Raw genomic sequence first — 22,039 nt, 5'->3', positions numbered from 1 at the left:
ACACCACCGCCGTACCCTGTCGGTGTGCCTGACCTCCACCCGAACCTGACCGTGCTGGCTCCCCTGCTCGGCACCTGGTCGGGACCCGGTGCCGGTGAGTACCCGACGATCGAGTCGTTCGAGTATCTCGAGGAGATCAGCTTCGGCCACGTCGGCAAGCCGTTCCTCAGCTACAGCCAACGCACCAAGGCGCGTGATGACGGCCGCCCGCTGCACGCCGAGACCGGATACCTCCGGGTCCCGGAGCCGGGCCGGGTCGAGTGGGTGCTGGCGCACCCGACCGGTATCACCGAGATCCAGGAAGGCACGGTGCGCGTCGTCGACGGGCGCATCGACATGGAACTGGCCGCGACCACCATCGGACTCACGGCATCGGCCAAAAACGTTGCGGCCCTGGCGCGGTCCATCCATGTCGACGGTGACCAACTCACCTACGACGTACAGATGGGCGCCGTCGGGCAACCACTGCAACACCACCTTTCCGCCACGCTGACCAGGAAGAGCGAATGAGCCAACCCGTACTGACCGGCAAGATCGCCCTCCCGTCCGACCTGGACGCGGTTACCGACATCGGCGACGAGGACCATTCCGAGATCGATCCGCGAGCCGTCGAGCGGATCTGGGAATCGGTGCGGTACTGGTACGGGTCCGGCATGCACCCGGCCATCCAGGTGTGCTTGCGGCGCAACGGGAAAACCGTGCTGAACCGGGCGATCGGCCACGGCTGGGGCAACGGCCCCGACGAAGCCCCGGATGCCGAGAAGATTCCCGTCACCACCCAGACCCCGTTCTGCGTCTATTCGGCGGCCAAGGCGATCAGCACCACCGTCGTCCACATGCTCGTCGAGCAGGGGCACTTCTCCCTCGATGACCGGGTCTGCGACTACCTGCCGAGCTACACCAGCCACGGCAAGGACCGCACCACCATCCGGCACGTGATCACCCACAGTGCCGGCGTACCGATCCACACCGGGCCACGTCCCGACGTCACCCGCGTCGACGACAGCGAGTACACCCGCGAACAGCTGGCGCTGCTCAAACCCGTCTACCGACCCGGCCTGGTGCACATCTATCACGGGCTCACCTGGGGGCCGCTGGTCCGCGAGATCGTCTCGGCGGCCACCGGGCGCAACATCCGCGAGATCCTGGCCACCGAGATCCTCGAGCCGCTGGGATTCCGGTGGACCAACTACGGCGTGAAACCCGACGAGGTTCCGCTGGTCGCACCCAGCCACGTCACCGGCAAGCCGCTGCCCGCACCGATCGCGGCGGCGTTCCGGGCCGCGGTCGGCGGGACGCTGGACCGCATCATCCCGCTGAGCAACACCCCGCTGTTCCTCACCAGTGTCATCCCGTCGTCGACCACCGTCTCCAATGCCGATGAACTGTCACGGTTCGCCGAAATCCTGCGCCGCGGAGGCGAACTCGACGGTGTGCGGATCATGAAGCCCGAGACCCTGCAGGCCGCGACCACGCCCTGCCGGCGGATGCGCCCGGATGTGGCGACCGGGCTCAAACCCATGCGCTGGGGCACCGGCTACATGCTGGGCGGGAAACGCTTCGGGCCGTTCGGCCGCAACACTCCTTCGGCGTTTGGCCACACCGGCCTCGTCGACATCGCGGTGTGGGCCGATCCGCAGCGCAGCCTGTCCGCCGCGATCGTCAGCAGTGGCAAGCCCGGCGCACACCGGGAGGCCAACCGCTATCCGGCGGTACTGGACCGGATCGCGGCGGAGATTCCGGTCGGCTGACTCAGCGCAACTTCTCTCCGTACACCCGCTCGACGGTCAACGTCATCAGCACCCGGCGATCAGAGACCATCACCGACCGGTACTCGTCCCAGTCGGGGTGCTCGCCTGCGGCGCGCCGGTAGTAGTCGACCAGCGCCTCCACCTCCGGTCCGTGCGGATCGGTGCCCGGTCCGGTCAGGGTCACCGGCCCTTCGGCCGTCGCCCACGCCCAGCCGTCGGCACTGGTGACCTCCAGCGCGGCACGAGGGTCACGACGCAGGTTGACCGTCTTGGCGCGGCCCTCGGTCATCGACACGTGGATGACGCCGGCAGCGCGGTCGTAGAACGGCGTCACGGGCGACAGCTGCGGGATACCGGAGGACTTGATGGTGGCCAACACGCCCAACCGGGCCTCGGCCAGCAGGTCATGCGGGTCAAACGAGTTAGATGAGGTGGCGGTCACATCGTGCGCAACCTCCGACCGCGCGCCCGCTATTCCAGGAGCCTGCCGATGCCCGACGATCACATCCCTGACGACCTTGCCGAGCTGCTGCGCCGCAGGGCGCTGACGGAGGACGCCGGCCGACCCGATGCCGTTGCCCGCCGCCACGCCGCCGGGGGCCGCACCGCGCGGGAGAACATCGCCGACCTCGTCGATGACGGATCGTTCGTCGAGTACGGGCGCTTCGCGATCGCGGCGCAGCGGCGGCGTCGCAGTCTCGACGACCTCATCGAACGCACACCGGGCGACGGGCTGCTGGCCGGAACGGCTCGGGTCGGCGGCGCCGCATGTGCGGTGTTGTCGTACGACTACACCGTGCTGGCCGGCACCCAGGGTGCGGTGGGCCACCGCAAGAAAGACCGGTTGTTCGAGCTCATCGAGCGGATGCAGCTGCCGACGGTGTTCTTCGCCGAAGGCGGCGGCGGACGTCCTGGTGACACCGACTATCCGACGGTGTCCTCGCTGGAGGTCCGGGCGTTCGCGTTGTGGGCGGGGCTGTCCGGCGTGGTGCCGCGGATCGCGGTGGTCAAGGGCCGGTGTTTCGCGGGAAACGCGGTGATCGCCGGTGCGGCCGATCTGATCGTCGCCACCGAGGACAGCTCGATCGGCATGGGTGGCCCCGCGATGATCGCCGGCGGCGGCCTCGGCGAGGTGGCACCCGATGACGTCGGCCCGATCTCGGTGCAGGCAGCCAACGGTGTGGTCGACGTCGTGGTGGCCGATGAGGCGGAGGCGGTCGCCACCACCAGGAAGCTGCTGGGTTATTTCACCGGGGCCACCCAGCCCGGGCCGGCATCCGACCAAAGCGCCCTGCGCACAATCGTTCCCGAACGCGCCCGGCGTGCCTATCCGGTGGCGCCGGTCGTCGAGACGCTGGCCGACGCCGGCTCGGTGACCTTCCTGCGGCAGAAGTTCGCCCCGGAGATGGTGACCGCGCTGGCCCGGATCGACGGCAGACCCGTCGGCGTCATCGCCAACAACACCATGGTGATGGCGGGCGCCATCACGGCCGCGGCATCCGACAAGGCCGCCCGGTTTCTTCAGCTGTGCGACGCATTCGGCCTGCCGGTGGTGTCGCTGGTGGACTGCCCGGGCTACATGGTCGGACCGGCCGCCGAGGCCGAGGCCCTGGTGCGGCGCGGTTCACGGCTGCTGGTGGCCGGTGCGGCGCTCACGGTGCCGTTGGTGGCGGTCATCCTGCGGCGCGGTTACGGCCTTGGGGCGCAGGCCAGGTGCGGAGGCAGCCTGCACGAGCCGGTGCTCACGGTGGCGTGGCCGGGTGCGCATCTGGGTCCGATGGGCCTGGAGGGCGCGGTCCGGCTGGGTCTGCGCAAGGAGCTGGCGGCCATCGCCGACCCCGATGAGCGCGAACAGGCGGTACGGGCGGCCACTGCGGCCGCCGAGGAGAACGCCCGGGCGCTGAACTCCGCGGCGATCTTCGAGATCGACGACGTCATCGACCCGGCGGACACCCGCACGCTGATCGCTGCCACGCTGGCCACCGCCACGGCACACGAACGGCGTTCGGCCCCCGGCCGATTCGTCGACACCTGGTGACCGTCAGAGCTCCAGGTACATGATGTGCAGGCCGACCAGACCGTGGGTCCGGGATCGGTAGGCCTTCGGGACGGTGCCGATGATCCGGAAGCCCAGGTCCTGCCAGAGCGCCACAGCGCGCACATTCGTCTCGACCACGGCGTTGAACTGTATTGCCCGGTAACCGTTTTCCCGGTGCCAATCGATCATCCACCGGGCCATGGCCCGGCCGACGCCGCGCGCCGAGGAGCCCGGGTCCACCATGAAGCTCGCGGTGCCGACGTGGTCCCCGCGCCCCGGCTTGTTCGGCCCCATCCGGGCGGTGCCGACGATGACGCCGTCCTCCACCGCGACGATGGTGTGCCCGGGTTCGGGGGCCAGCCACGCCTCCGCGATCTGTTCGTCGGTCAGATCGTCGGGGTACGTGTAGCTTTCGCCGTCGGCCACGATGGCCCGGAAGAACGGTGCGATGCCGACGATGTCATCGGCTGTTGCGGCGCGGATTTCCACGTCCCGACCATACGACCACCATTGACTACACGCTGTAGTAGACGTAGCGTCCCGGTATGCGGCGGTGGAGCTTCGCACAATGGGGACTGTTCGTCATCTCCCTGTTCCACGTGGTGCAAGCAATCATCGGCTTCATTGCCGAACCGAGTTTCGCCACCGGTCCGGACGCGCCCACGGTGCAGATCTTCGGCATGGATTACAACGGCTGGCACGCCGTGGCCGGGCTGGCTCTGTTCGGCCCCGGACTGCTGCTCTGCCTGCGGAAATCGTGGGCGGTGCTCTATCTGCTGCTGGCCGCGGTGGCCGGCGCGCTGCCCGGGATCTGGGCGTTCTTCTCCCACCAGGTCGCCTACATCTTCGCCTTCCCCAACAACATCACCGACGCCATCGTGCACCTGGCAACCGCCGCGGTGATGCTGGCCGTGGCCGGAGTGCAGATCTACCTCGACGGCGGCCTGCGCAACTCCCTGAGCGGGCTAACCCTCAAGCGGTAAACCTTTGAGTTAGCTGAGTGGGCAACCGCATAACAATTCGGTCACTGCAGCCGACGTGGCGGATCACGATCAATTAAGAATGCCCGGCGGTCTCTGAGACATTTCAAGATCATGGTTCGCAATTCGGCCGAATTGAGGGGCAATTCACTGCTGCCATGAGTAACGCCGTCACACCGGCCACAGCTGTTTCAAACGACTGATCTTTTGCTCGTCGCAGCCGCGGTTACTTTCGAATTCGGGCGGGGGTTTCGCGATCACGAATCGCGAACCATCACAAATCCCAGAATCCCGAAGGAAAATGATCATGAAATTCACTGGTATCACCGCGCGCCGCGGAATCGCCGGCGCGTGTGCCGCAGGTGTGCTCGGCGGCGTGGCCGCGGCAATGATCGGCGCGCCGACGGCCGCCGCGGCCCCGGACTGCTCCGCCAGCGGAGTCGCAGGCACCGTCAGCAGCACCACCGGCGCCGCCCGTGCCTACCTGGACAGCCATCCGGGTGCCAATCAGGCAGTGACCACCGCGTTCGGCCAGCCGCGTCCGCAGGCCGCGGCGACGCTGCGCGGATACTTCACCGCCAACCCACAGGAGTACTACGACCTGCGCGGCATCCTGGCTCCCATCGGCGAGACGCAGCGCGCATGCAATGTGACGGCCCTGTCCCCGGAGCTGGCCTCGGCCTACTCCGAATTCATGGCCGGATAGACCATGGGTGACCTCAATGACCGTGGGGGTCAGCGGCGTTGAGGGTGGCGACCACCTGGTCATAGTCCCCGCGCGCTTCGCCGTAGCGGAGGAATTTGACCCGGTCCACCTGGATCTCCCTGGTGTCGGGCTGGCACTCGAGCAGATCGATGACCTCGGCGACGAACTCGTCGAGTGGCATGGCGAAGCTGCTCTCGCGCTGGCCCGGCACCAGGTCAGTGGCCACCGAGGGTGGGATCAGCTCGACCAGCTCGACGCTGGTGTCGGCCAACTGCATCCGCACCGATTCGGTGAGCATGTGGATGGCCGCCTTGGACGCGTTGTAGCTCGGCGTAGCTCGCAGCGGGGCGAAGCCCAGCCCCGAGGACACCGTCATTATCGTGGCGTTCGGCTGCGCCTGCAGGTGCTCGACGAACGCCGCGATGAGACGAATGGGACCGAGCACATTGGTGGTGATGGTGGCCTCGGCCGAGCGCAGAAAGCCCTGTGGCGTGTGCCAGTCCTCGATCGCCATGATGCCGGCCATGGCGATCACGACATTCAGATCAGGGTGCTCGCCCAGCACAGTGGCGGTGGCCGCGGCAATGCTGTCCGGATCAGCGGTGTCGATCCGCACGGTGCCCAGTTCAGGATGGTCGGCGCGGATCTGTTCCAGCAGTTCGCTGCGCCGGCCACCGACGATCACCGTGTTGCCCTTGGCCTGAAGTGCCAGCGCCAGGGCGAGACCGATACCACTGGTCGAGCCCGGAATGAAGATGGTGTTGCCGGAAATCTTCACGGTGTGCCCCTTTCTCTATCTGCCTCCCAGCGTGGCAGCGCCAGACCTATAAGTCACATGCATAGTTAATATGAGACATATGCATGCGACGCATATCGAGCGGATCGACCTGAATCTCATTCCGCCTCTCGCGGCGCTCCTGGAAGAGCAGCAGGTGTCCCGCGCCGCCGAGCGTGTCGGATTGAGCCAGCCGGCCATGAGTCGTGCCCTGCAGCGGCTGCGACGGCTGTTGGATGATCCGCTGCTGATCCGTGACGCAACCGGCTATCGCCTCACCCCGCGGGCCGAGTCCATCCGGGCCCAGTTGAATGCGGTGCTCCCGCAACTCGAAACCCTCTTTGCACCTGAACATTTCGATCCGCAGACGGCAACCGCGCCGGTGCACCTGGCTGCCACCGACTACGCAGTACAGGCCTTCGGCCCAGCCATCTGTCAGGAAGTGCTCCGTCAATCGACGGCACCGGTCCGGTTCCACAGCTGGACCAACGACAGTGTCGCCGAGCAGATTCGCGATTCGGGAGTCGATCTGGGCCTGTTCGGCGGATACACCACCGCAGAGCTGCACACCGAGGAACTGTTGGTCGAGCGGTTCGTATGTCTGGTCGCCGACGACCATCCTCTGGCCGCGCACGACAGCGTCACGCTGACCGACTATGTCCGAGCCCGCCACGTGATCGTCGACGTCCACGACGGAGTTCAGCCGGATATCGATCGTCCGCTACGGAAACTCGGTCGGGCGCGGCACGCGGCGGTGACCGTTCCGTACCACGCGGTGGCGGCACGCCTGCTCCCCGGCACGGACCTGATCGCGACGTTGCCCAGCCAGTTCGTCAACACCCTCACCTTGACCGACGGCGTTCGGGTGCTGGATGCGCCGGAGGAGATCGCGACGATGGAATACCGGATGGTCTGGCATCCGGCCTTCGACAACGACGGGCGTCATCTGTGGTTACGCGGCGTGGTCCGGACGGCAGTCCGCCAAACGTTGCGGCAGTCAGGCCGGTCCGGACGCGGGGTCGTACCGACCCCTTGAGGCTTGCGTCATACCGTGGAGCCAGGTCAACACGTCAAGGAGGACGAATGGCGAACCGGTGGCAGACAGTCCGAGGCAACCGCGGCAACATGGTGGCCGGACGATCGGCGACCCGCGTCCGTAAACGCAATCCGTCGCCGCTCGAACCGGTCTGGACTCCGGCGCCGGCCCAATTCGGCGTCGGAGTCCACCACAACGTGGCGGTTCGCATGACCGACGGCACCGTGCTGCGGGCCGACATCCACTATCCGACGGTGCCGGAGACCGGGGCGCCTGCACCCGGACCGTTCCCGGTGCTGATCTCGATCACGCCTTACGGCAAGAAGGCTCCGCCGCCGGCCGCCCAGATCGGCGGCGGGGCCACCCCGTACCTGATCCGGCGCGGCTACATCGAGGTGATGGTCGACGTGCGGGGCACCGGCGCCTCGGGCGGATCCTTCGAGATGCTGGGCGCCGTGCAGGTGCAGGACGGCGTCGACCTGGTGAATTGGGCTGCGCGACTGCCGAATTCGAACGGCCGGGTCGGTATGTTCGGCATCTCCTATCTGGCCATCAACCAGATTCTCACCGCCGCAGCCGTCGGTCCCGATTCACCGTTGAAGGCGATCTTCCCGGTGATGGCCGCCAACGACTTCTACCGCGACGTCGTCACCATGGGCGGCGTCCCGCACATGCGTACCGTGCGCGCCTACGGAGCGGTCTACTCGCTGCTCAACGTGGTCAACCCGGTCCTGGAGTTCGCCAAGCGCGGCGCTCACGAGCGGCCCCGGGCCGGAGGCCTGGCCGCAGTCCGCCAGCGCGGACGCGATCAGCGCCAATACTTCCGCAGCATGATCGCCGACGCCGCGGGCGGCGGGGACACCGCCTTCGACGGCCCCTTCTGGGACACCATGCGGGCCTCCGACGTGCTGCCGGCGATCGCGCAGAACAACGTCGCCGTCTTCCTCGTCGGCGGCTGGCACGATGCGTTTCAGCGCGGCGCCCCCCTGAACTACGCGGCACTACAGAACGCCTATGCGGGCCGCCCGCCCAACGCCCCGATGGAGCCCGGCCAACCGCTGTCGGACCGGGTGCAGTTGATCATGGGCCCCTGGTATCACGTGTCCGACCTGGACGGCCTGCACCTGCACGCGTTGCAACTGCGCTGGTTCGACCGCTGGCTCAAGGACGACGCCGACGCCGGCGTGACCGGTTCGCCGATCCGATTCCAGGCCATCGGCAGCCGGACCTGGTTCAAGGCGGAGGACTACCCGTTCCCCGAATCCACGCCGACGCGGCTGTACCTGAGCGAGGGTGGGCACCTCACCGCCGAGCCGGCCGACGGGCAGACCGAGGCCACCTTGCGTTACGCGGTGCGTGGCCCGGTGTCCGGTCGCAGCCTGGAGCAATGGACCCTGGGGATGGGCAGCTTCGTGGCCGCCCAAGCCGGACGGCAGATCCGCTACGACCTGGACAACCGCCGGCTGCAGCGCGAGGCCCTGACCTACACCACGGCCGAGTTCGCCGAGGCGCGACTGATTGCCGGCCCGGTGACATTGACCGTGCACGCGACGGCCGACACCACCGAGACGCTGTGGGTGGCCTATCTCGACGACGTGGCACCGAACGGGGCCAGCCGGCCCCTGACCCAGGGCGCGCTGCTCGGCTCGCACCGCGCGCTGGATCCGAAGACAACGTGGTATCTGCCCGACGGAGAAGTGTTGCGGGCACAGCACATCAGTACCCGTGCCGCGGCCGAGCCGGTGGTTCCGGGTGAGCCGACCCGCTACGACCTCGATGTCTTCCCCACCGCGGCGCTGATCGAACCGGGCCACCGGCTGCGGCTGACGCTGACCACCTACGACTTCCCGCACCTGGTGCCCACCCGGCCCGCCCGGCAGGCCCTGGCCGGCGGCACCTATCGGCTGCGCCAAGGCGGGGACACACCGTCGAGCCTGCTCATCTCACTGGCCGACCCGAGCGCGTTCAGTCCGGACGGGTCACCCGGAAACGAGTGACCCGCCCGGCCAGCCGCAGCTGTCCGGAACCCGCTATCTCGCAGTTGAACCCGGCTTCCCGCAGCAGGCGTGGCAGTCCGTCGGCGCGAACGTCGACGATGTGCGCCCGGGCGCCCGGTTTCAGCACCCGGAACAGCTCGCCGATGGCCGCGACCTGGGTCGCCTCGTCGAGGTGATGCAACATCATCGAGGACAGCGCGACGTCGAATTCGCCGTCCCCGAACGGCAGCTCCTGGGCATAGGCCCGCTCGAACTGGACCCCCGCCATCCCCTTGGTCTTTCGTTCGGCGCGCTGCAACGCCCGCGGATCGGGATCTGTCGCAACCATCTCGGAGCCCGGGCAGGCCCGCTTGGCGCGGACGGTCAGGTTTCCGGTCCCACAACCGATTTCGATGACCCGCTGTCCACCGGACAGCCCGGCCTGCGACACCAGCGCGTCGTAGACAGGATTCATACCGAGCACCCGGGTCAGCAGGTCGTATCCGGGAAGTAGCGCGTCATGCCCCGCAGCGGGCAGGTAGTCATGGCGATTGGCCAAGAAATGTGGACGATGTTCGGTCATGAATCCCATGGTCCAACGGTTTACAGCCTGATAGTTGGGTGAAGATCGGTCAGATCAGGATTATCTTTGGCCTGTGCCCGACGTCTCCCGATTGGTCCGCCACCGCGACGGTGTCCCGGTCTACCGGTACTGGACCGACCGCAGTGTGCCCCCGGTATCGGTGACCCGGGGCCGGCGCGCGGAACTGCCCGAACACCGTCCGCACATCCACGACTTCCCGGTGCTCTGGTACGTGCCGGCCGACAGCGTGGTGTACGTCGTGGCGGCAGGCGAGGTGATCGACCCCCGACCGCTGGAGGACCGATCCGACGGGACGGGGATATTTTTCGATCCGGCGGCGCTGGGTCATGACGCCGGCTCACCCTGGCCGACCTGGCAGGCCCATCCACTGCTGTTCCCGTTCATCCACGGGCAGTCGGGCGGCCTGCTGCAACTACGCCTGCCGGCCGATCGACAGCCGTTGTGGGACAACACGATCCGTTCGATCGAGATGGAATTGTCCGAGCGGCGCGAAGGCTACCGGCAGGCCACGCTGGCCCACCTCACCCTGTTGCTCATCGACCTGGCCCGGCTGACCGAGGGCGTGGTCAGCGATCTCCGGCGCAGTGGCGAACCCTTGCTGGCCGAGGTGTTCGCGGTGATCGACCGGCGCCTGTCGCAACCGCTGTCGTTGAGCGACGTCGCCGCCGAGGTCGGGATGACCCCGGGCCATCTCACCACCGTGGTGCGCCGCCGGACCGGACGCACCGTCGGCGAGTGGATCAGCGAGCGACGGATGAGCCGGGCCCGCGAGCTGCTCGGCGAACCGGACCTGACGGTGGCCGAGATCGCCAATCGGGTGGGCATGACCGATCCGGGGTACTTCAGCCGCCAGTTCCGCCGGGCGCACGGCATGTCACCGCGGGCATGGCGCCGAGCGGGTTCGTCCGGCATCGGAACCGAATCACCTTGATAACAGAGGGGTTACGCCGGGCGCGGCCCCGATCTGCCCAGCTCAGCCGTTGTTAGCGTGCCGGTGTGAGACTGAGATTGTTCGGTCGGATGACACGCCGCGTGGCGGCTCTGATGATGGCAGGTTTGGTGCTCCCGGCGTTCGGCGTGGCCGGGCCGACGCCGACCGCCGCAGCGTATTCGCGCGAGGGCCTGCCGGTGGAACGCCTGCAGGTGCCGTCGGCCGCGATGGGCCGTGACATCACGGTCCAGTTTCAGGGTGGCGGTCCGCACGCGTTGTATCTACTCGACGGCTTGCGCGCACAGGATGACGACAACGGCTGGGACATCAACACGGCGGCCTTCGAGTGGTTCCACAACTCAGGCATCTCCGTGGTCATGCCGGTGGGTGGGCAGTCGAGCTTCTACGCCGACTGGTACCGCCCGGCAGTCGGCAACGCAGGCACCACCACCTACAAGTGGGAGACCTTCCTCACCCAGGAGCTTCCGGCGTACCTCGCCTCCAAACGGGATGTCTCACCGACCGGCAATGCCGTTGTCGGCCTGTCGATGTCCGGCGGTGCGGCGTTGAACCTGGCGATCTGGCACCCCGCCCAGTTCATCTTCGCCGGTGCCCTGTCCGGCTTCCTGAACCCGTCACAAGGACTGTGGCCCACCATGATCGGCTTCGCGATGAAGGATGCCGGCGGCTACAACCCGACCGATATGTGGGGCACCTCCAACGATCCGGCCTGGCGGCGCAACGACCCGACGGTCAACATCAACCGGCTGGTGGCCAACAACACCGCGATCTGGGTGTACTGCGGCAACGGTGTTCCCTCCGAACTCGACGCGCCTGGCGGCAACTTCGGCACGCTGTACAGCGCGCAGTTCCTGGAGAACATCACGATCAACTCCAACAAGGAGTTCCAGCAGAAGTACGTCGCCGCGGGCGGGCGCAATGCACGCTTCGAATTCCCGCCGAACGGCACCCACGGCTGGGGCTACTGGGGAGCACAACTGCAGCAGATGAAGCCCGACCTGCTGCGAGTGCTCAGCCAGAATGCCGCTGCGGCGGCAGCTCCCGCACCCGCCGCGCCCGCACTGCCGGGTCAGGTTGCCCCGGCGCCTGCTGTGCCGGGTCAGGTCCCCGGACTCCCCGGCCAGGTTCCGGGAGTCGTTGCGGCACCGGCGATGCCCGGTGTGGCTGGGGCACCCGGCATGGCGCCTGCACCGGGGGTGGCCGGCGTGCCGGGAGTCGCGGCTCCCCGGACGGCAGGAGTACCCGGCATGGCAGGGGTACCCGGCGTGGCCGGGACACCCCGGGCGCCGGCTGCTCCCGTGTACCCCGGCCTGCAGACGGTGCCGGTAGCACTGCCGCGTTGACCACGCCGGGCAGCCACCGCGTTACGCACCCGAGCCACCCCTCGTACTGTCATCGCCTCTAGAGATGACTTCTATCAAAAAGCATCGTTGGACTCGATGAGCTGAAGCGGCTGTCATGGAGGCATGACGCGCACACACTTCGCCCTGGCCACCTTCGCGATGATCACGGCCGCGACCGCTTCGCTGGCCGGTGCCCCGGCCGCCCTGGCCGATGACCCCACCGCGGGCGTCTCCCGCACCGAGCTTCAGCGTTCGGCCGCGCCGACTCCCGGCTTCGAGATCGTGCAGACCAGGTTCGAGATCCCGGTGGGCAAGGAGTCCGGCCGCCACAGCCACCCGGGGCCGGAGGTCGGGTACATCGTCCAGGGCGACGTAGACATGGTCTTCGACGATCGCCCGACCCTGCACCTGCACTCAGGTGATCCGTTCCTGATCCCGGCCGGGGTGGTCCACAACGCTCACAACGTCGGGACCGTCCGGACCTTGATGTTGTCCACCTACGTGGTCCCGGTCGATCAACCCTTGGTGACGATGTACTGATCGCCGTCCCGCACACCCCGGTAGATGCCGCGCCGCACGATCCACGGCTGCAACACCCGCTCGATCGACCAGGCCGGAAACCGGAAGGCCAACCCGTTGGGCGCGAAGACCTCCAACCCATCGGGTTGCACACCGAGCACCGATCCCCATCGGCTGGCCGGTGGCCGGTAACGACGCACCCGGCCTCCGGTGAAGTAGGCGGCGACGTTGTGGGCCAGCAGCCCGTCGGCCCGGTTACGCGCAGAGGAGCGCAGCGGATCGGTGGCCGCCACGTCGCCGACCGCGAACACGCCGTCGGCACCAACCACCGACAGCTCTGGCGTCACCCGCACGAAGCCGCCGTCATCGAGCAGTTCGTTCGGCAGCCATGAGGTGTTGGGTCGCACGAGACCGACGGTCCACAACACCGCGTCGGCGTGAATCGGCGGCTGGCCGGTGCTCCAGTAAACCGGCTCGGCTGTGATCGCGGCACAGTCGAACCCATCCGGTATCACCGCCCGATGCCGGGGATACAGCGTCACCCCCGCGGTCGACAACCGTCGTTCCACGCGCCGCCGAACCCGCGAATGATGCTGCTGCAGAAGCTTTTCCCTCGGGTAGTAGAGCCCCACCCGGGTATCGGGCCACCGGACCGCGATGTTCACCGCACTGCTGGCGGCCGCCGCGCCACCGCCGATGACGGCGACCGACCGCGCCGCACCCAACCGCTCATGGGCCTCCCGCAGCCCGGCACCGACATCGGTGGTCGACTGCAGAACCCCTTGCCGCCAAAAGCCATTGGTCACACCGGTGGACACCACGAGGGCGTCGTAGCGCTCCACCCGCGGCTTACCGTCCGCGTCACACACGCTGACGGTTCGGGCGGACGGGTCCACCCCGGTCAGCGTGCCGTGAACGGTGCGCACGCGGTCGAGTTCGCGAAACCGATCGAATTCGATCCAGTAATTACGGGCCCAGTCTTCGGGCCGGGCCAGCCGGGTGCCCAGCTCCTGACCACTGACCAAGCCGGGGTTCTGCGAGATGCCGACGACATCGAAGCGGCGCGCCAACCGGATCGCGGTGAGCACTCCGGAATCACCGAGCCCCGCGATCACCACGCGCTTTCGGTCCACGGTCGGTGACGCTACCGCCCGCCCCACTACTACGATGACGAACTGCGATGTCTCAGGACCTCGCTGACACGGTGGGGCCCGTAATCTGAATCGGTGGGAGTAGTTGAGTCGGCAGACCGGTTGTTCGAGCGGTTATCGGCAGTGGGTGACGAGTTCACCCGGTATCTTCGTCCGGGCCTTTCGACAGAACGGATGGATGATCTGCTCGGCCAGGCCGGTCTGCCCCAGCCACCTTCGGATGTTCGCGAGTTCTACGGGGCGTTCGATCTGGTCCCGGGATACCAGTACGAGCTCGACCAGCCGTCGTTCTACGGCATTTACTGCCTGTTGAGCTTCGAGGATGCGCTCGAAGCGTGGGATTACCGGCGATCGAACGAGTACGCGGAACCGCCCTGGCAGGACGTGTGTCCATTTCTTCAAGAGGACGGCAACGGTTTCCTCGTCGAGACTCAGGCCGACGAGAACGGCAACCACCGGGTGATCCACGACTTCTTGGGGGAGATCCCCCTCCCGATGTTCTCGAACCTGGCCGCGATGTTCGACACCTTCACCGAGTGGTTGTCCTCTGGGGCGCTACCAATCGTTGATGGACGAGTTCCCGGCTTCTACGAGGGCGACAAGCGGCACGTTTACGAGGTCGCGGCCGGCCTGAACCCGGGCATCGCGTTTTGGACCGACGAGCTGTCACAACTGCACGACACCATCTGACAACAGACGACCACTGCTCCCCCGGTGCTTGGAGCGCCCGCCTGCGAGGGCCCGGATCCCTTTCCCTATCGTGGCTGAATGAGCAGCGTCGCTGATGCGGACCGGGTCGCCGACCTCGCCCGCCGGGTCGTGGCCGACCACGATCCCAAGAAAGTCCCGATCCCCGAGTATCTGGCCGCCTGCTACGACGCGGGCCTGTCGTGGGTGCACTTCCCGGAGGGTCTCGGCGGTCTCGGGGTCTCGCGCGGTCTGCAGGCGGTGGCCGATCGCATCTTGCAGGGCGCCGGCGGACCGGTGCCGTTGAGCCTGAACCCGATGGGGTACGGCATGGCCGCGCCCACGGTGCGCGAACACGCGCAGTCCGAGGAGCTCAAGAGGTCGTGGCTGCGGCCGCTGGCAAGCACCGAACACATCTGGTGCCAACTGTTCTCGGAGCCGGGCGCCGGATCGGATCTGGCCGGCCTGGCCACCTCCGCGGTGCTCGACGGTGACGAGTGGGTGCTCAACGGACAGAAGGTGTGGACCAGCCTGGCGCACCGGGCTCGGTGGGGCCTGCTGCTGGCCCGCTCCAATCCCGACGTACCCAAACACAAGGGCCTGACGTACTTCGTGCTGGACATGCATGCGCCCGGTGTCGAGACCCGTCCGCTGCGACAGATGACCGGTCAGGCCGAGTTCAACGAGGTGTACATCACCGACGCCCGTATCCCCGACGCGCACCGGCTCGGCGCGGTGGGCAACGGCTGGAACGTCGCGATGACCACCCTGATGAACGAGCGCAGCGCCCTGGGCGGCAGCGGCAATCGCCGCGGCGCCGGGACCATCGCGGATGCCGTGGCGCTGTGGGCCTCCCGCCCCGATCTGCGGACGCCAGTGCTGCGCGACCGGCTCGCCCAGCTGTGGCTGAGGTCGGAGGCGCAGCGGCTGACCGCCGAGCGGTCTCGCGCGGCGGCGACGGTCGGCGGGCCGGGGCCCGAAGGATCGATCGGCAAGCTCGTCGGCGCGGAACTCAATCAGCACATCTACCAGTGGTGCATGGATCTACTTGGGCCAGAAGGGATCCTGTACCACGGCTACGCGATGGGCAACCAGGACGACGAAGACGACTGGCGCGGCCCGATCCAACAAAGGTTCCTGCGCAGCAAGGCCAACACCATCGAAGGCGGAACGTCCGAGGTGATGCGCAACATTTTGGGTGAACGGATCCTGGGGTTGCCCGGCGATCTGCGGGCCGATGCCGGTATGCCGTGGAAGGAGATCCCGCGTGGCTGAGGAGTTTACGGATCAGCCCAAGGGCATGGCTGAGGAGTTTACGGATCAGCCCAAACGTGTGGCTGAGAAGCAAGGCGAATTCGCGTTCACCGACGAGCAGGCTCAACTGCGCACAGCGGTCCGCAAGTTCTGCGCCGAGAACTTCGACGAGCAGACGGTGCGGATCCTCATGGAGTCCGAGGCGCGGTTCGNGACTATGCGAAATCACGTCTGCAGTTCGGCAGGCAGATCGGCTCGTTCCAAGCCGTCAAGCATCGGCTGGCGGATTGTCTGGTCGACCTCGAGCATGCGCGCTCCGCGGCCTACCACGCGGTGTGGGCGCTGACCGACGGCTCCGACGACCCGGCCCTGGCTGCGAGCATCGCGCAGGCCACGGCGTCGGCGGCGTTCGCCAAGATCGCGGCGGACACCATCCAGGTGCACGGCGGCATCGGGTTCACCTGGGAGCACCAGGCGCACTTGTACTTCAAGCGGGCGACGACCGATGCGGCACTGCTGGGCAGTGCCGAAGCACATCGGTCCCGGATTGCCGAACTGGTGCTCGACGACGCGCCGGCCGAACGTGTGCCCCGGGTGGCGACCGGCACCCGCTGATCGGCCGAAAGGACGCAGAGCGGCCTTACCCGACCGTAAACTCCGCTGATGGACCACCCCGTCGAGCACCGCACGCTGGCTGTCGACGGGGTGCGGTCACCGGTGCTCGTCGCCGGACCCGGGAGCCCGGAGGCGATTGTCTTCGTGCACGGAAACAACGCCGGGGCCAAGTGGGACCGGCTGCTGACACCGGTCGCGGGTTTCGCGCGCGTCGTCGCCCCGGAGATGCCCGGCTTCGGGGCGGCCGACAAGCCGTCGCAGTGGCCCTACACCGTAGCGGCCTACGCGGCACACCTGGACGCGATCCTGGAGCAACTCGGTGTCCGACGCGCGCATCTGGTGGCCCACGACTTCGGCGGGCCATGGTCGCTCGCATGGGCCGCCGACCATCTCGACGCGGTCGCCAGCATCACGTTGATCAACGCCCCGGTGGTGATCAACCACTTCGCCGCCAAGCTGTGGCGCACACCCGTGCTGGCCGAGGCGTTGTCGCGCATCGGCAACCCGGCCGTGCTGCGGCGCGTGCTGGCGATGCGTGATCCCGGGCTGCCGTCCGATGCGCTCGATTCGATCGCCGAGCACATGTTCGCCCGTGGCACCCCCGACGCGGTGTTGAAGCTCTATCGCTCCACCGGGCCGAATGCCCTTGCCCCGTACGTTGATCGACTCGCCGACTATCGCGGCGACGTACTCGTGGTGTGGGGGGCCGACGACCATTACGTGCCGTTCGCGCAGACCGACGACTACCGACGGATCTTCCGACGCTGTGAGGTGCAGCCCATACCGGGCACCGGTCACTGGCCGTGGCTCGAGCAACCCGACGTGGTCGCCGGCCACCTGACCGCTTTCCTGCGCAGGCAGCTCGCCTGATCCACCGAGAGTCCGGTTACCGGATGGCGTCGATCGCCTTGTAGATGCGCTGTTCGCTGACGGGGCGAGGGGTGCCGAGTTGCTGGGCCCACAGGCTGACGCGCAGTTCCTCGATCTGCCAGGCGATTCCACGGATATCGTCGGCCTGGGCACGGGCCGGGGACAGCGCCTGCACCAGCTCGTCGTAGGCATCCTCGACCGCGTGCACGCGCGACATCCGGTCCCGGTCGGCGCCGAGGCCGTGGGGCAGCCGTTCCAACCGGCGGGTGATGGCGGTGACGTACCGGGTGAGATCGGTCAGCCGAGCGACCCCGATCGCGGTGACGAAACCCCTGGGCAGCAACCGATCCAGCTGAGAGCGGATGTCGGCGATCGCATCAGCCTGGGCGGGTGAGGGCTTGTCGGGCAGTGCGACGTGTACTTCGTGCGCGGCGGCCAGCACCTTCCCGACCCGGCTCACCGCGGCCTGCGTCGTCGGCCCCAGTTCCTTGCCTGCGCGGTCCACCACGGCGGTGAACTCGGCCCTGGTCCACACGGGTTTGGGAAGCAACACGTCGGCCGCCGCATCCACACAGTCCTCGAGCAGCGCCGTCAGCGTGCCGTCCGGGTTGGCATTGAGCGCCAGGCGAGCCCGGGTATCCAGGCTTCGCTCGATGGCCTTGACCGGGGAGGGTGCCGTCAGCCGCAGCAGACGGCGAAGACCTGGTCGCATCGATGCGGCCTGCTCGGCCGGGTTCGCGAAAACCTTGATGTCTACGGCATTTCCGGTGTCGACGAACGCCGGGTAGCCGCGCACGGTATGCCCGCCGCTGACGTTCTCGATGGTGCGCGGCAGCTCATCGAGATCGTCGGGCCAGGCCCGCAGCCCGGTGCGCTCCAGTTCGCCGCCGAGTGCGTCGGCGACGGCCTGCGCGACGGGCACCGCCAACTGTTCGCGCAGCGCGTCGATGTCCTTGCCGCGCGCCACTTCCTTGCCGTCGGCGGTTTCGACGGCGAACGTCAAGCGCAGGTGATTGGGGATCTTGGTCAGATCGAAGGCGTCGACGGGCACCAGAATCCCGGTGCGCCTCCGCAGTTCACGCTGCACCTCATCCAGCAGAGACCCCGCCGTGGGATCCAGATCAGCCAGGATGGCCCTGGCGGTATCCGGCGCGGGGACGAAGTTGCGCCGCAGGTCCTTGGGCAGCGACTTGATGAGTGCGGTGACGAGTTCCTCGCGCAAAGCCGGTACCTGCCAGGCGAACCCGTCACCGCCCAGGCGGGCCAGCACTCCCACCGGTACATGAACCGTGACACCGTCGTCGGCGGCACCCGGTTCGAACCGGTAGGTCAGCGGCAGGTTCAGGTCCCCGGCCTGCCAGGTGTCCGGATTGTCCGCCCCGTCTTCGGAACGCAGCAGATCGTCGCGCGTGAAGGTCAGCAGGTTCGGTGTCTTGTGCCGCTGCTTCTTCCACCACGCGTCGAAATGCCGGGCCGAGACGACGTCGGCCGGGATGCGCGCGTCGTACAGGGCGTAGATCTCGTCGTCGCCGACCAGCAGGTCACGCCGGCGGGCCCGCTCCTCGATCTCCTCGAGTTCGGCACGCAGCCGGGCGTTGTCGCGGAAGAAGTGGTGTCGCGTCTGCCAATCGCCTTCGACCAGCGCATGCCGGATGAACAACTCGCGGCACAGCTCCGGCTCGATCTGGGCGTAACCGACCTTGCGGCGCGGCACCAGCGGCAACCCGTACAGGGTGACCCGTTCGAAGGCCATCACCGCGCCGCGCTTGGCTTCCCAGTGCGGCTCGCTGTAGGTGCGTTGCACCAGATGCCCGGCGACCCGCTCGACGGCCTCGGGCTCGACCCGCGCGGCGATGCGGCCGAACAGCCGGCTGGTCTCGACCAGGTCGGCCACCACGATCCATCGCGGCGGCTTTTTCGTCAGCACCGATCCGGGCGCCAGGACGAACTTCGAGTTGCGGGCGCCCGCGTAGTCACGTCCGTCACCCTCGCGCAGGCCGACGTGTGACAGCAGGCCCGCGGTCAGTGCGGCGTGAATGCTGGCCGGCTCGGCGGGCTCGTCACTCTCGCGGATCCCGATATCACGGGCGATGCTGCGCAGCTGCCCGGTGAGATCCTGCCACTCCCGGATCCGGAGATAGTGCAGGAACTCCTCACGGCACATCCGCCGGAACGCGCTGCCGGAACGCTGGTTTCGCTGTTCACTCAAGTAGTTCCAGAGGTTGAGGTAGGACACGAAATCCGAGTGCTCGTCGGCGAATCTCGCGTGCTTCTGCCGTGCCGCCTCTTCCTTGTCGGTCGGGCGTTCGCGCGGGTCGGGAATCGATAGCACGGCGGCGAGCACCAGTACCTCACGGACGCAGCCCTCGGTGTCGGCCTGCAGGATCATCCGTCCGACGCGCGGGTCGAGCGGCAACCGGGCCAGTCGTCGTCCGACGTCGGTCAGCGCGCCGGAGGTGTCGAAGGCGCCGAGTTCCTGCAGCAACTGCACGCCGTCGCGGATGCTGCGGGCGTCGGGTGGATCGAGAAATGGGAAGTCCGCGATGTCACCGAGCTGCAGGGCAGCCATCTGCAGGATCACGGCGGCCAGGTTGGTCCGCAGGATCTCCGGATCGGTGTAGCGAGGCCGGGATTCGAAATCCTCCTCGGAGTACAGCCTGATGCAGACACCGGGTGCGGTACGGCCGGACCGACCGGCCCGTTGGGCTGCCGAGGCCTGTGAGATCGGTTCGATCGGCAGCCGCTGCACCTTGGTGCGCCTGCTGTAGCGGGAGATCCGTGCCGTGCCGGGATCAACGACGTAGCGGATGCCCGGCACCGTGAGTGAGGTCTCGGCCACGTTGGTGGCCAACACGATTCGGCGAGTCGCGTGGCTGGGCTGGAACACCTTCTGCTGTTCGGCAGTGGGGAGCCGGGCGTACAGCGGCAACACCTCGGTATTGCGGAGCTCTTTCAGAGCTTCTGCGGTGTCCCGGATTTCACGTTCGCCGGACAAGAACACCAGCACATCACCGGGCGGTTCGGACTCCAGCTCACGGACGGCGTCGACGATGGCCTCGGTCGGGTCGCGCAACTCGGTGCGCACGATCTCGTGGTCGGGATCGTCGGGATCGTCGCCTTCTGAGGGCGGTGCCGGGACTTCCAATGGCCGGTACCGGATCTCGACCGGGTACGTCCGCCCCGACACCTCGACGATCGGCGCGTCATTGAAGTGGGCGGCGAATCGTTCCGGCTCGATCGTGGCCGAGGTGACGATAACCTTGAGATCGGGGCGACGCGGCAACAGCTCGCGCAGATAACCGAGCAGGAAGTCGATGTTGAGGCTGCGCTCGTGGGCCTCGTCGAGGATCAACGTGTCGTAGCGCAGCAGCCGGCGGTCGCGTTGAATCTCGGCGAGCAGAATGCCGTCGGTCATCAGCTTGATCAGGGTGGAGTCGCTGGCCTGATCGGTGAAACGCACGGTGTAGCCGACGGCATCGCCCAGCGGGGTGCCGAGTTCGTCGGCGATGCGTTGCGCGACCGTGCGCGCCGCCAGCCGGCGTGGTTGAGTGTGGCCGATGGTTCCGCGGATGCCGCGGCCCAAGTCCAGGCAGATCTTGGGCAGCTGCGTGGTTTTGCCCGAGCCCGTCGCGCCCGCGACGACCACCACTTGGTTCTCGCTGATGGCCTTGGCCAGCTCGTCACGGTGCTCGCTGACCGGCAGGTCCGGGTAGGTGATGGCCGGTACGGCGGCCTGGCGGGTGCGGACCAGGCCTTCTGCGGCGGCTATCTGTTCGGCGATCTGCGGGATCTTGGCCGGGTCACCACCGCGGAGATTCTTGAGCCGGCGGCCCAGCCTCGAGGCATCCCGAATGGTCAGGCCGTCGAGACGCGCGCGCAGCTCGGCCAGCTCCTGACGTTCGGACACTGGTATCACGATAGGCGACGGCGCCACCCATTTTTCTTGGTGATGATGGTGGCCATGGCCGACTACGTCATCCCGCCCCCGCCCCAGGCGTCGCTTCCGGTGAGCACCGGCCCCGGCCGCTTTCCGGTGCGACGGGTGTTCTGCGTCGGACGCAACTACGCCGCCCACGCCCGCGAGATGGGCAAGGATCCGGACCGCGAGCCGCCGTTCTTCTTCATGAAGCCGGCCGACGCCGTGATCGATGCGGTCGGCACCGTCCCTTACCCGTCACTCACCTCGTCGTTTCACCACGAGATCGAGCTCGTCGTGGCGCTGGGTGCCGGGGGCCGCGACGTGGCCCCGGCCGACGCACTGGACCTGGTCTGGGGTTACGGCGTCGGCGTCGACCTGACCCGCCGCGATCTGCAGGACGAGGCCAAGAAGCTCAGCCGCCCCTGGGACTGGGCCAAGGGGTTCGACGCGTCGGCGCCGTGCACCGCGATCCATCCGGTCGACGAGGTCGGTCACCCCGACCGCGGCGAGATCTGGTTGCGAGTCAACGGCGAACTGCGACAGCAGGGCGATCTCAAGGACCTGATCTGGTCGGTGCCTGAGGTCATCAGTGCGATCTCGAACGCCGTCGACCTCGCGCCCGGCGATCTGATCTACAGCGGCACCCCGGCCGGGGTCGGGCCGATGGAGCCCGGTGACGTGGTCTCTGGCGGCGTGGAGAACGTCGCGGAGTTCACCTTCACGATCGGCTGAGCCGATCGGCGGCCCGTTTGACGGGCTGGCCCGTGATATGCACTTGGCGCGGGGTCATGGGCTTTGTGGCCACGGGCCCGGCCGAGCCCCTCGAATGCGGTCCGGTTCATGCCGGCGGTTTCAGGGGCGAT

20 protein-coding genes and 1 pseudogene are annotated in these 22,039 nt (G+C 67.7%); 15 read left to right on the top strand and 6 right to left on the bottom strand.

The features are described from left to right. The first annotated feature begins 24 nt into the window (after window positions 1-24). Both BN4332_RS23870 and lipE read left to right on the top strand, forming a co-directional pair. Window positions 25-510 carry a peroxynitrite isomerase gene (locus tag BN4332_RS23870; protein ID WP_066901961.1) on the top strand — a complete coding sequence of 162 codons (486 nt, stop codon included), beginning with the start codon at window positions 25-27 and terminating at the stop codon, window positions 508-510. Then, complete coding sequence (gene lipE, locus BN4332_RS23865; RefSeq protein WP_200820342.1) at window positions 507-1,751, top strand: lipase LipE; 1,245 nt, start codon at window positions 507-509, stop codon at window positions 1,749-1,751. Before BN4332_RS23870 ends, lipE begins: the two co-directional genes overlap by 4 nt. 1 nt (window position 1,752) lies before the next feature. Here the strand turns inward: lipE and BN4332_RS23860 are convergent, their stop codons facing one another. Further along, complete coding sequence (locus BN4332_RS23860; RefSeq protein WP_066901960.1) at window positions 1,753-2,193, bottom strand: PPOX class F420-dependent oxidoreductase; 441 nt, start codon at window positions 2,191-2,193, stop codon at window positions 1,753-1,755. Window positions 2,194-2,241: 48 nt separating this feature from the next. On the opposite strand from BN4332_RS23860, the gene BN4332_RS23855 reads away from it, so the two are divergent. Beyond that, window positions 2,242-3,789, top strand: coding sequence for an acyl-CoA carboxylase subunit beta (locus tag BN4332_RS23855; RefSeq protein ID WP_066901959.1), 1,548 nt, complete (start codon window positions 2,242-2,244; stop codon window positions 3,787-3,789). Window positions 3,790-3,792: 3 nt separating this feature from the next. Here the strand turns inward: BN4332_RS23855 and BN4332_RS23850 are convergent, their stop codons facing one another. Further along, window positions 3,793-4,278, bottom strand: coding sequence for a GNAT family N-acetyltransferase (locus tag BN4332_RS23850; protein ID WP_066901958.1), 486 nt, complete (start codon window positions 4,276-4,278; stop codon window positions 3,793-3,795). A 56-nt stretch (window positions 4,279-4,334) separates the two neighbouring features. Here BN4332_RS23850 and BN4332_RS23845 point away from each other — a divergent pair, with 56 nt between their 5' ends. Further along, window positions 4,335-4,772 (top strand): DUF4383 domain-containing protein, encoded by a 438-nt coding sequence (locus BN4332_RS23845; RefSeq protein WP_066901957.1) that lies wholly within the window; start codon window positions 4,335-4,337, stop codon window positions 4,770-4,772. Window positions 4,773-5,076: 304 nt separating this feature from the next. Beyond that, window positions 5,077-5,475, top strand: a complete 399-nt coding sequence (locus BN4332_RS23840) for a heme-binding protein (protein WP_066901982.1) — start codon at window positions 5,077-5,079, stop codon at window positions 5,473-5,475. A gap of 13 nt (window positions 5,476-5,488) precedes the next feature. Here the strand turns inward: BN4332_RS23840 and BN4332_RS23835 are convergent, their stop codons facing one another. Beyond that, window positions 5,489-6,253 (bottom strand): SDR family oxidoreductase, encoded by a 765-nt coding sequence (locus tag BN4332_RS23835; protein WP_066901956.1) that lies wholly within the window; start codon window positions 6,251-6,253, stop codon window positions 5,489-5,491. 79 nt (window positions 6,254-6,332) lie between these two features. Here BN4332_RS23835 and BN4332_RS23830 point away from each other — a divergent pair, with 79 nt between their 5' ends. Then, window positions 6,333-7,286, top strand: a complete 954-nt coding sequence (locus tag BN4332_RS23830) for a LysR family transcriptional regulator (protein WP_074133166.1) — start codon at window positions 6,333-6,335, stop codon at window positions 7,284-7,286. Between the two features lie 47 nt (window positions 7,287-7,333). Next, window positions 7,334-9,283, top strand: coding sequence for a CocE/NonD family hydrolase (locus BN4332_RS23825; RefSeq protein WP_084459391.1), 1,950 nt, complete (start codon window positions 7,334-7,336; stop codon window positions 9,281-9,283). On the opposite strand, the gene BN4332_RS23820 is transcribed toward BN4332_RS23825, so the two are convergent. Further along, the gene (locus BN4332_RS23820) at window positions 9,252-9,845 is read right to left on the bottom strand and encodes a class I SAM-dependent methyltransferase (RefSeq protein ID WP_435405174.1); all 594 of its coding nucleotides are present in this window, start codon (window positions 9,843-9,845) and stop codon (window positions 9,252-9,254) included. The genes BN4332_RS23825 and BN4332_RS23820 overlap by 32 nt on opposite strands. Window positions 9,846-9,918: 73 nt before the next feature. Here BN4332_RS23820 and BN4332_RS23815 point away from each other — a divergent pair, with 73 nt between their 5' ends. From BN4332_RS23815 to BN4332_RS23805, 3 genes are all read left to right on the top strand, one after another. Further along, on the top strand, window positions 9,919-10,797 hold the full coding sequence (locus BN4332_RS23815) for a helix-turn-helix domain-containing protein (RefSeq protein WP_066901954.1): 879 nt from the start codon (window positions 9,919-9,921) through the stop codon (window positions 10,795-10,797). 89 nt (window positions 10,798-10,886) lie between these two features. Then, entirely contained in the window at window positions 10,887-12,161 is a 1,275-nt protein-coding gene (locus BN4332_RS23810) for an esterase family protein (protein ID WP_066901953.1), read from the top strand. A 123-nt stretch (window positions 12,162-12,284) separates the two neighbouring features. Further along, entirely contained in the window at window positions 12,285-12,701 is a 417-nt protein-coding gene (locus BN4332_RS23805; protein ID WP_084459390.1) for a cupin domain-containing protein, read from the top strand. On the opposite strand, the gene BN4332_RS23800 is transcribed toward BN4332_RS23805, so the two are convergent. Continuing rightward, a complete protein-coding gene (locus BN4332_RS23800) occupies window positions 12,677-13,813 on the bottom strand; it encodes an FAD-dependent oxidoreductase (RefSeq protein ID WP_066901952.1) in 1,137 nt (378 codons plus the stop codon). The two genes, BN4332_RS23805 and BN4332_RS23800, sit on opposite strands and share 25 nt — an antisense overlap. A 93-nt stretch (window positions 13,814-13,906) precedes the next feature. Between BN4332_RS23800 and BN4332_RS23795 the strand changes: the two genes are divergently transcribed. The 4 genes and pseudogenes from BN4332_RS23795 (at window position 13,907) to BN4332_RS23780 (ending at window position 17,257) form a co-directional block, all read left to right on the top strand. Continuing rightward, window positions 13,907-14,521 (top strand): SMI1/KNR4 family protein, encoded by a 615-nt coding sequence (locus BN4332_RS23795; protein ID WP_160110922.1) that lies wholly within the window; start codon window positions 13,907-13,909, stop codon window positions 14,519-14,521. Window positions 14,522-14,599: 78 nt separating this feature from the next. After that, window positions 14,600-15,793, top strand: a complete 1,194-nt coding sequence (locus BN4332_RS23790) for an acyl-CoA dehydrogenase family protein (protein WP_066901950.1) — start codon at window positions 14,600-14,602, stop codon at window positions 15,791-15,793. A gap of 192 nt (window positions 15,794-15,985) precedes the next feature. Next, window positions 15,986-16,387: pseudogene (locus tag BN4332_RS23785) on the top strand (acyl-CoA dehydrogenase family protein); the annotation flags it as partial. A gap of 48 nt (window positions 16,388-16,435) precedes the next feature. Further along, a complete protein-coding gene (locus BN4332_RS23780) occupies window positions 16,436-17,257 on the top strand; it encodes an alpha/beta fold hydrolase (RefSeq protein ID WP_066901949.1) in 822 nt (273 codons plus the stop codon). 16 nt (window positions 17,258-17,273) lie between these two features. Here the strand turns inward: BN4332_RS23780 and hrpA are convergent, their stop codons facing one another. Beyond that, a complete protein-coding gene (hrpA, locus tag BN4332_RS23775) occupies window positions 17,274-21,164 on the bottom strand; it encodes an ATP-dependent RNA helicase HrpA (RefSeq protein WP_066901948.1) in 3,891 nt (1,296 codons plus the stop codon). Window positions 21,165-21,218: 54 nt separating this feature from the next. Here hrpA and BN4332_RS23770 point away from each other — a divergent pair, with 54 nt between their 5' ends. Next, window positions 21,219-21,908 (top strand): fumarylacetoacetate hydrolase family protein, encoded by a 690-nt coding sequence (locus BN4332_RS23770; RefSeq protein ID WP_066901979.1) that lies wholly within the window; start codon window positions 21,219-21,221, stop codon window positions 21,906-21,908. The last annotated feature ends 131 nt before the right edge of the window (window positions 21,909-22,039 follow it).

This window comes from Mycolicibacterium houstonense (assembly GCF_900078665.2).
Lineage (GTDB): Bacteria > Actinomycetota > Actinomycetes > Mycobacteriales > Mycobacteriaceae > Mycobacterium > Mycobacterium houstonense.
Note: the sequence above shows the minus strand (reverse complement) of the source record. Positions and strands in the feature narration are given on the sequence as shown.

Bases quoted from the DNA above. Each gene is read 5' to 3' on its own strand.
- lipE (WP_200820342.1), top strand. From the start codon at position 507: ATGAGCCAACCCGTACTGACCGGCAAGATCGCCCTCCCGTCCGACCTG.
- BN4332_RS23855 (WP_066901959.1), top strand. From the start codon at position 2,242: ATGCCCGACGATCACATCCCTGACGACCTTGCCGAGCTGCTGCGCCGC.
- BN4332_RS23845 (WP_066901957.1), top strand. From the start codon at position 4,335: ATGCGGCGGTGGAGCTTCGCACAATGGGGACTGTTCGTCATCTCCCTG.
- BN4332_RS23840 (WP_066901982.1), top strand. From the start codon at position 5,077: ATGAAATTCACTGGTATCACCGCGCGCCGCGGAATCGCCGGCGCGTGT.
- BN4332_RS23830 (WP_074133166.1), top strand. From the start codon at position 6,333: ATGCATGCGACGCATATCGAGCGGATCGACCTGAATCTCATTCCGCCT.
- BN4332_RS23825 (WP_084459391.1), top strand. From the start codon at position 7,334: ATGGCGAACCGGTGGCAGACAGTCCGAGGCAACCGCGGCAACATGGTG.
- BN4332_RS23820 (WP_435405174.1), bottom strand. From the start codon at position 9,845: ATGACCGAACATCGTCCACATTTCTTGGCCAATCGCCATGACTACCTG.
- BN4332_RS23810 (WP_066901953.1), top strand. From the start codon at position 10,887: ATGACACGCCGCGTGGCGGCTCTGATGATGGCAGGTTTGGTGCTCCCG.
- BN4332_RS23805 (WP_084459390.1), top strand. From the start codon at position 12,285: ATGACGCGCACACACTTCGCCCTGGCCACCTTCGCGATGATCACGGCC.
- BN4332_RS23790 (WP_066901950.1), top strand. From the start codon at position 14,600: ATGAGCAGCGTCGCTGATGCGGACCGGGTCGCCGACCTCGCCCGCCGG.
- BN4332_RS23780 (WP_066901949.1), top strand. From the start codon at position 16,436: ATGGACCACCCCGTCGAGCACCGCACGCTGGCTGTCGACGGGGTGCGG.
- BN4332_RS23770 (WP_066901979.1), top strand. From the start codon at position 21,219: ATGGCCGACTACGTCATCCCGCCCCCGCCCCAGGCGTCGCTTCCGGTG.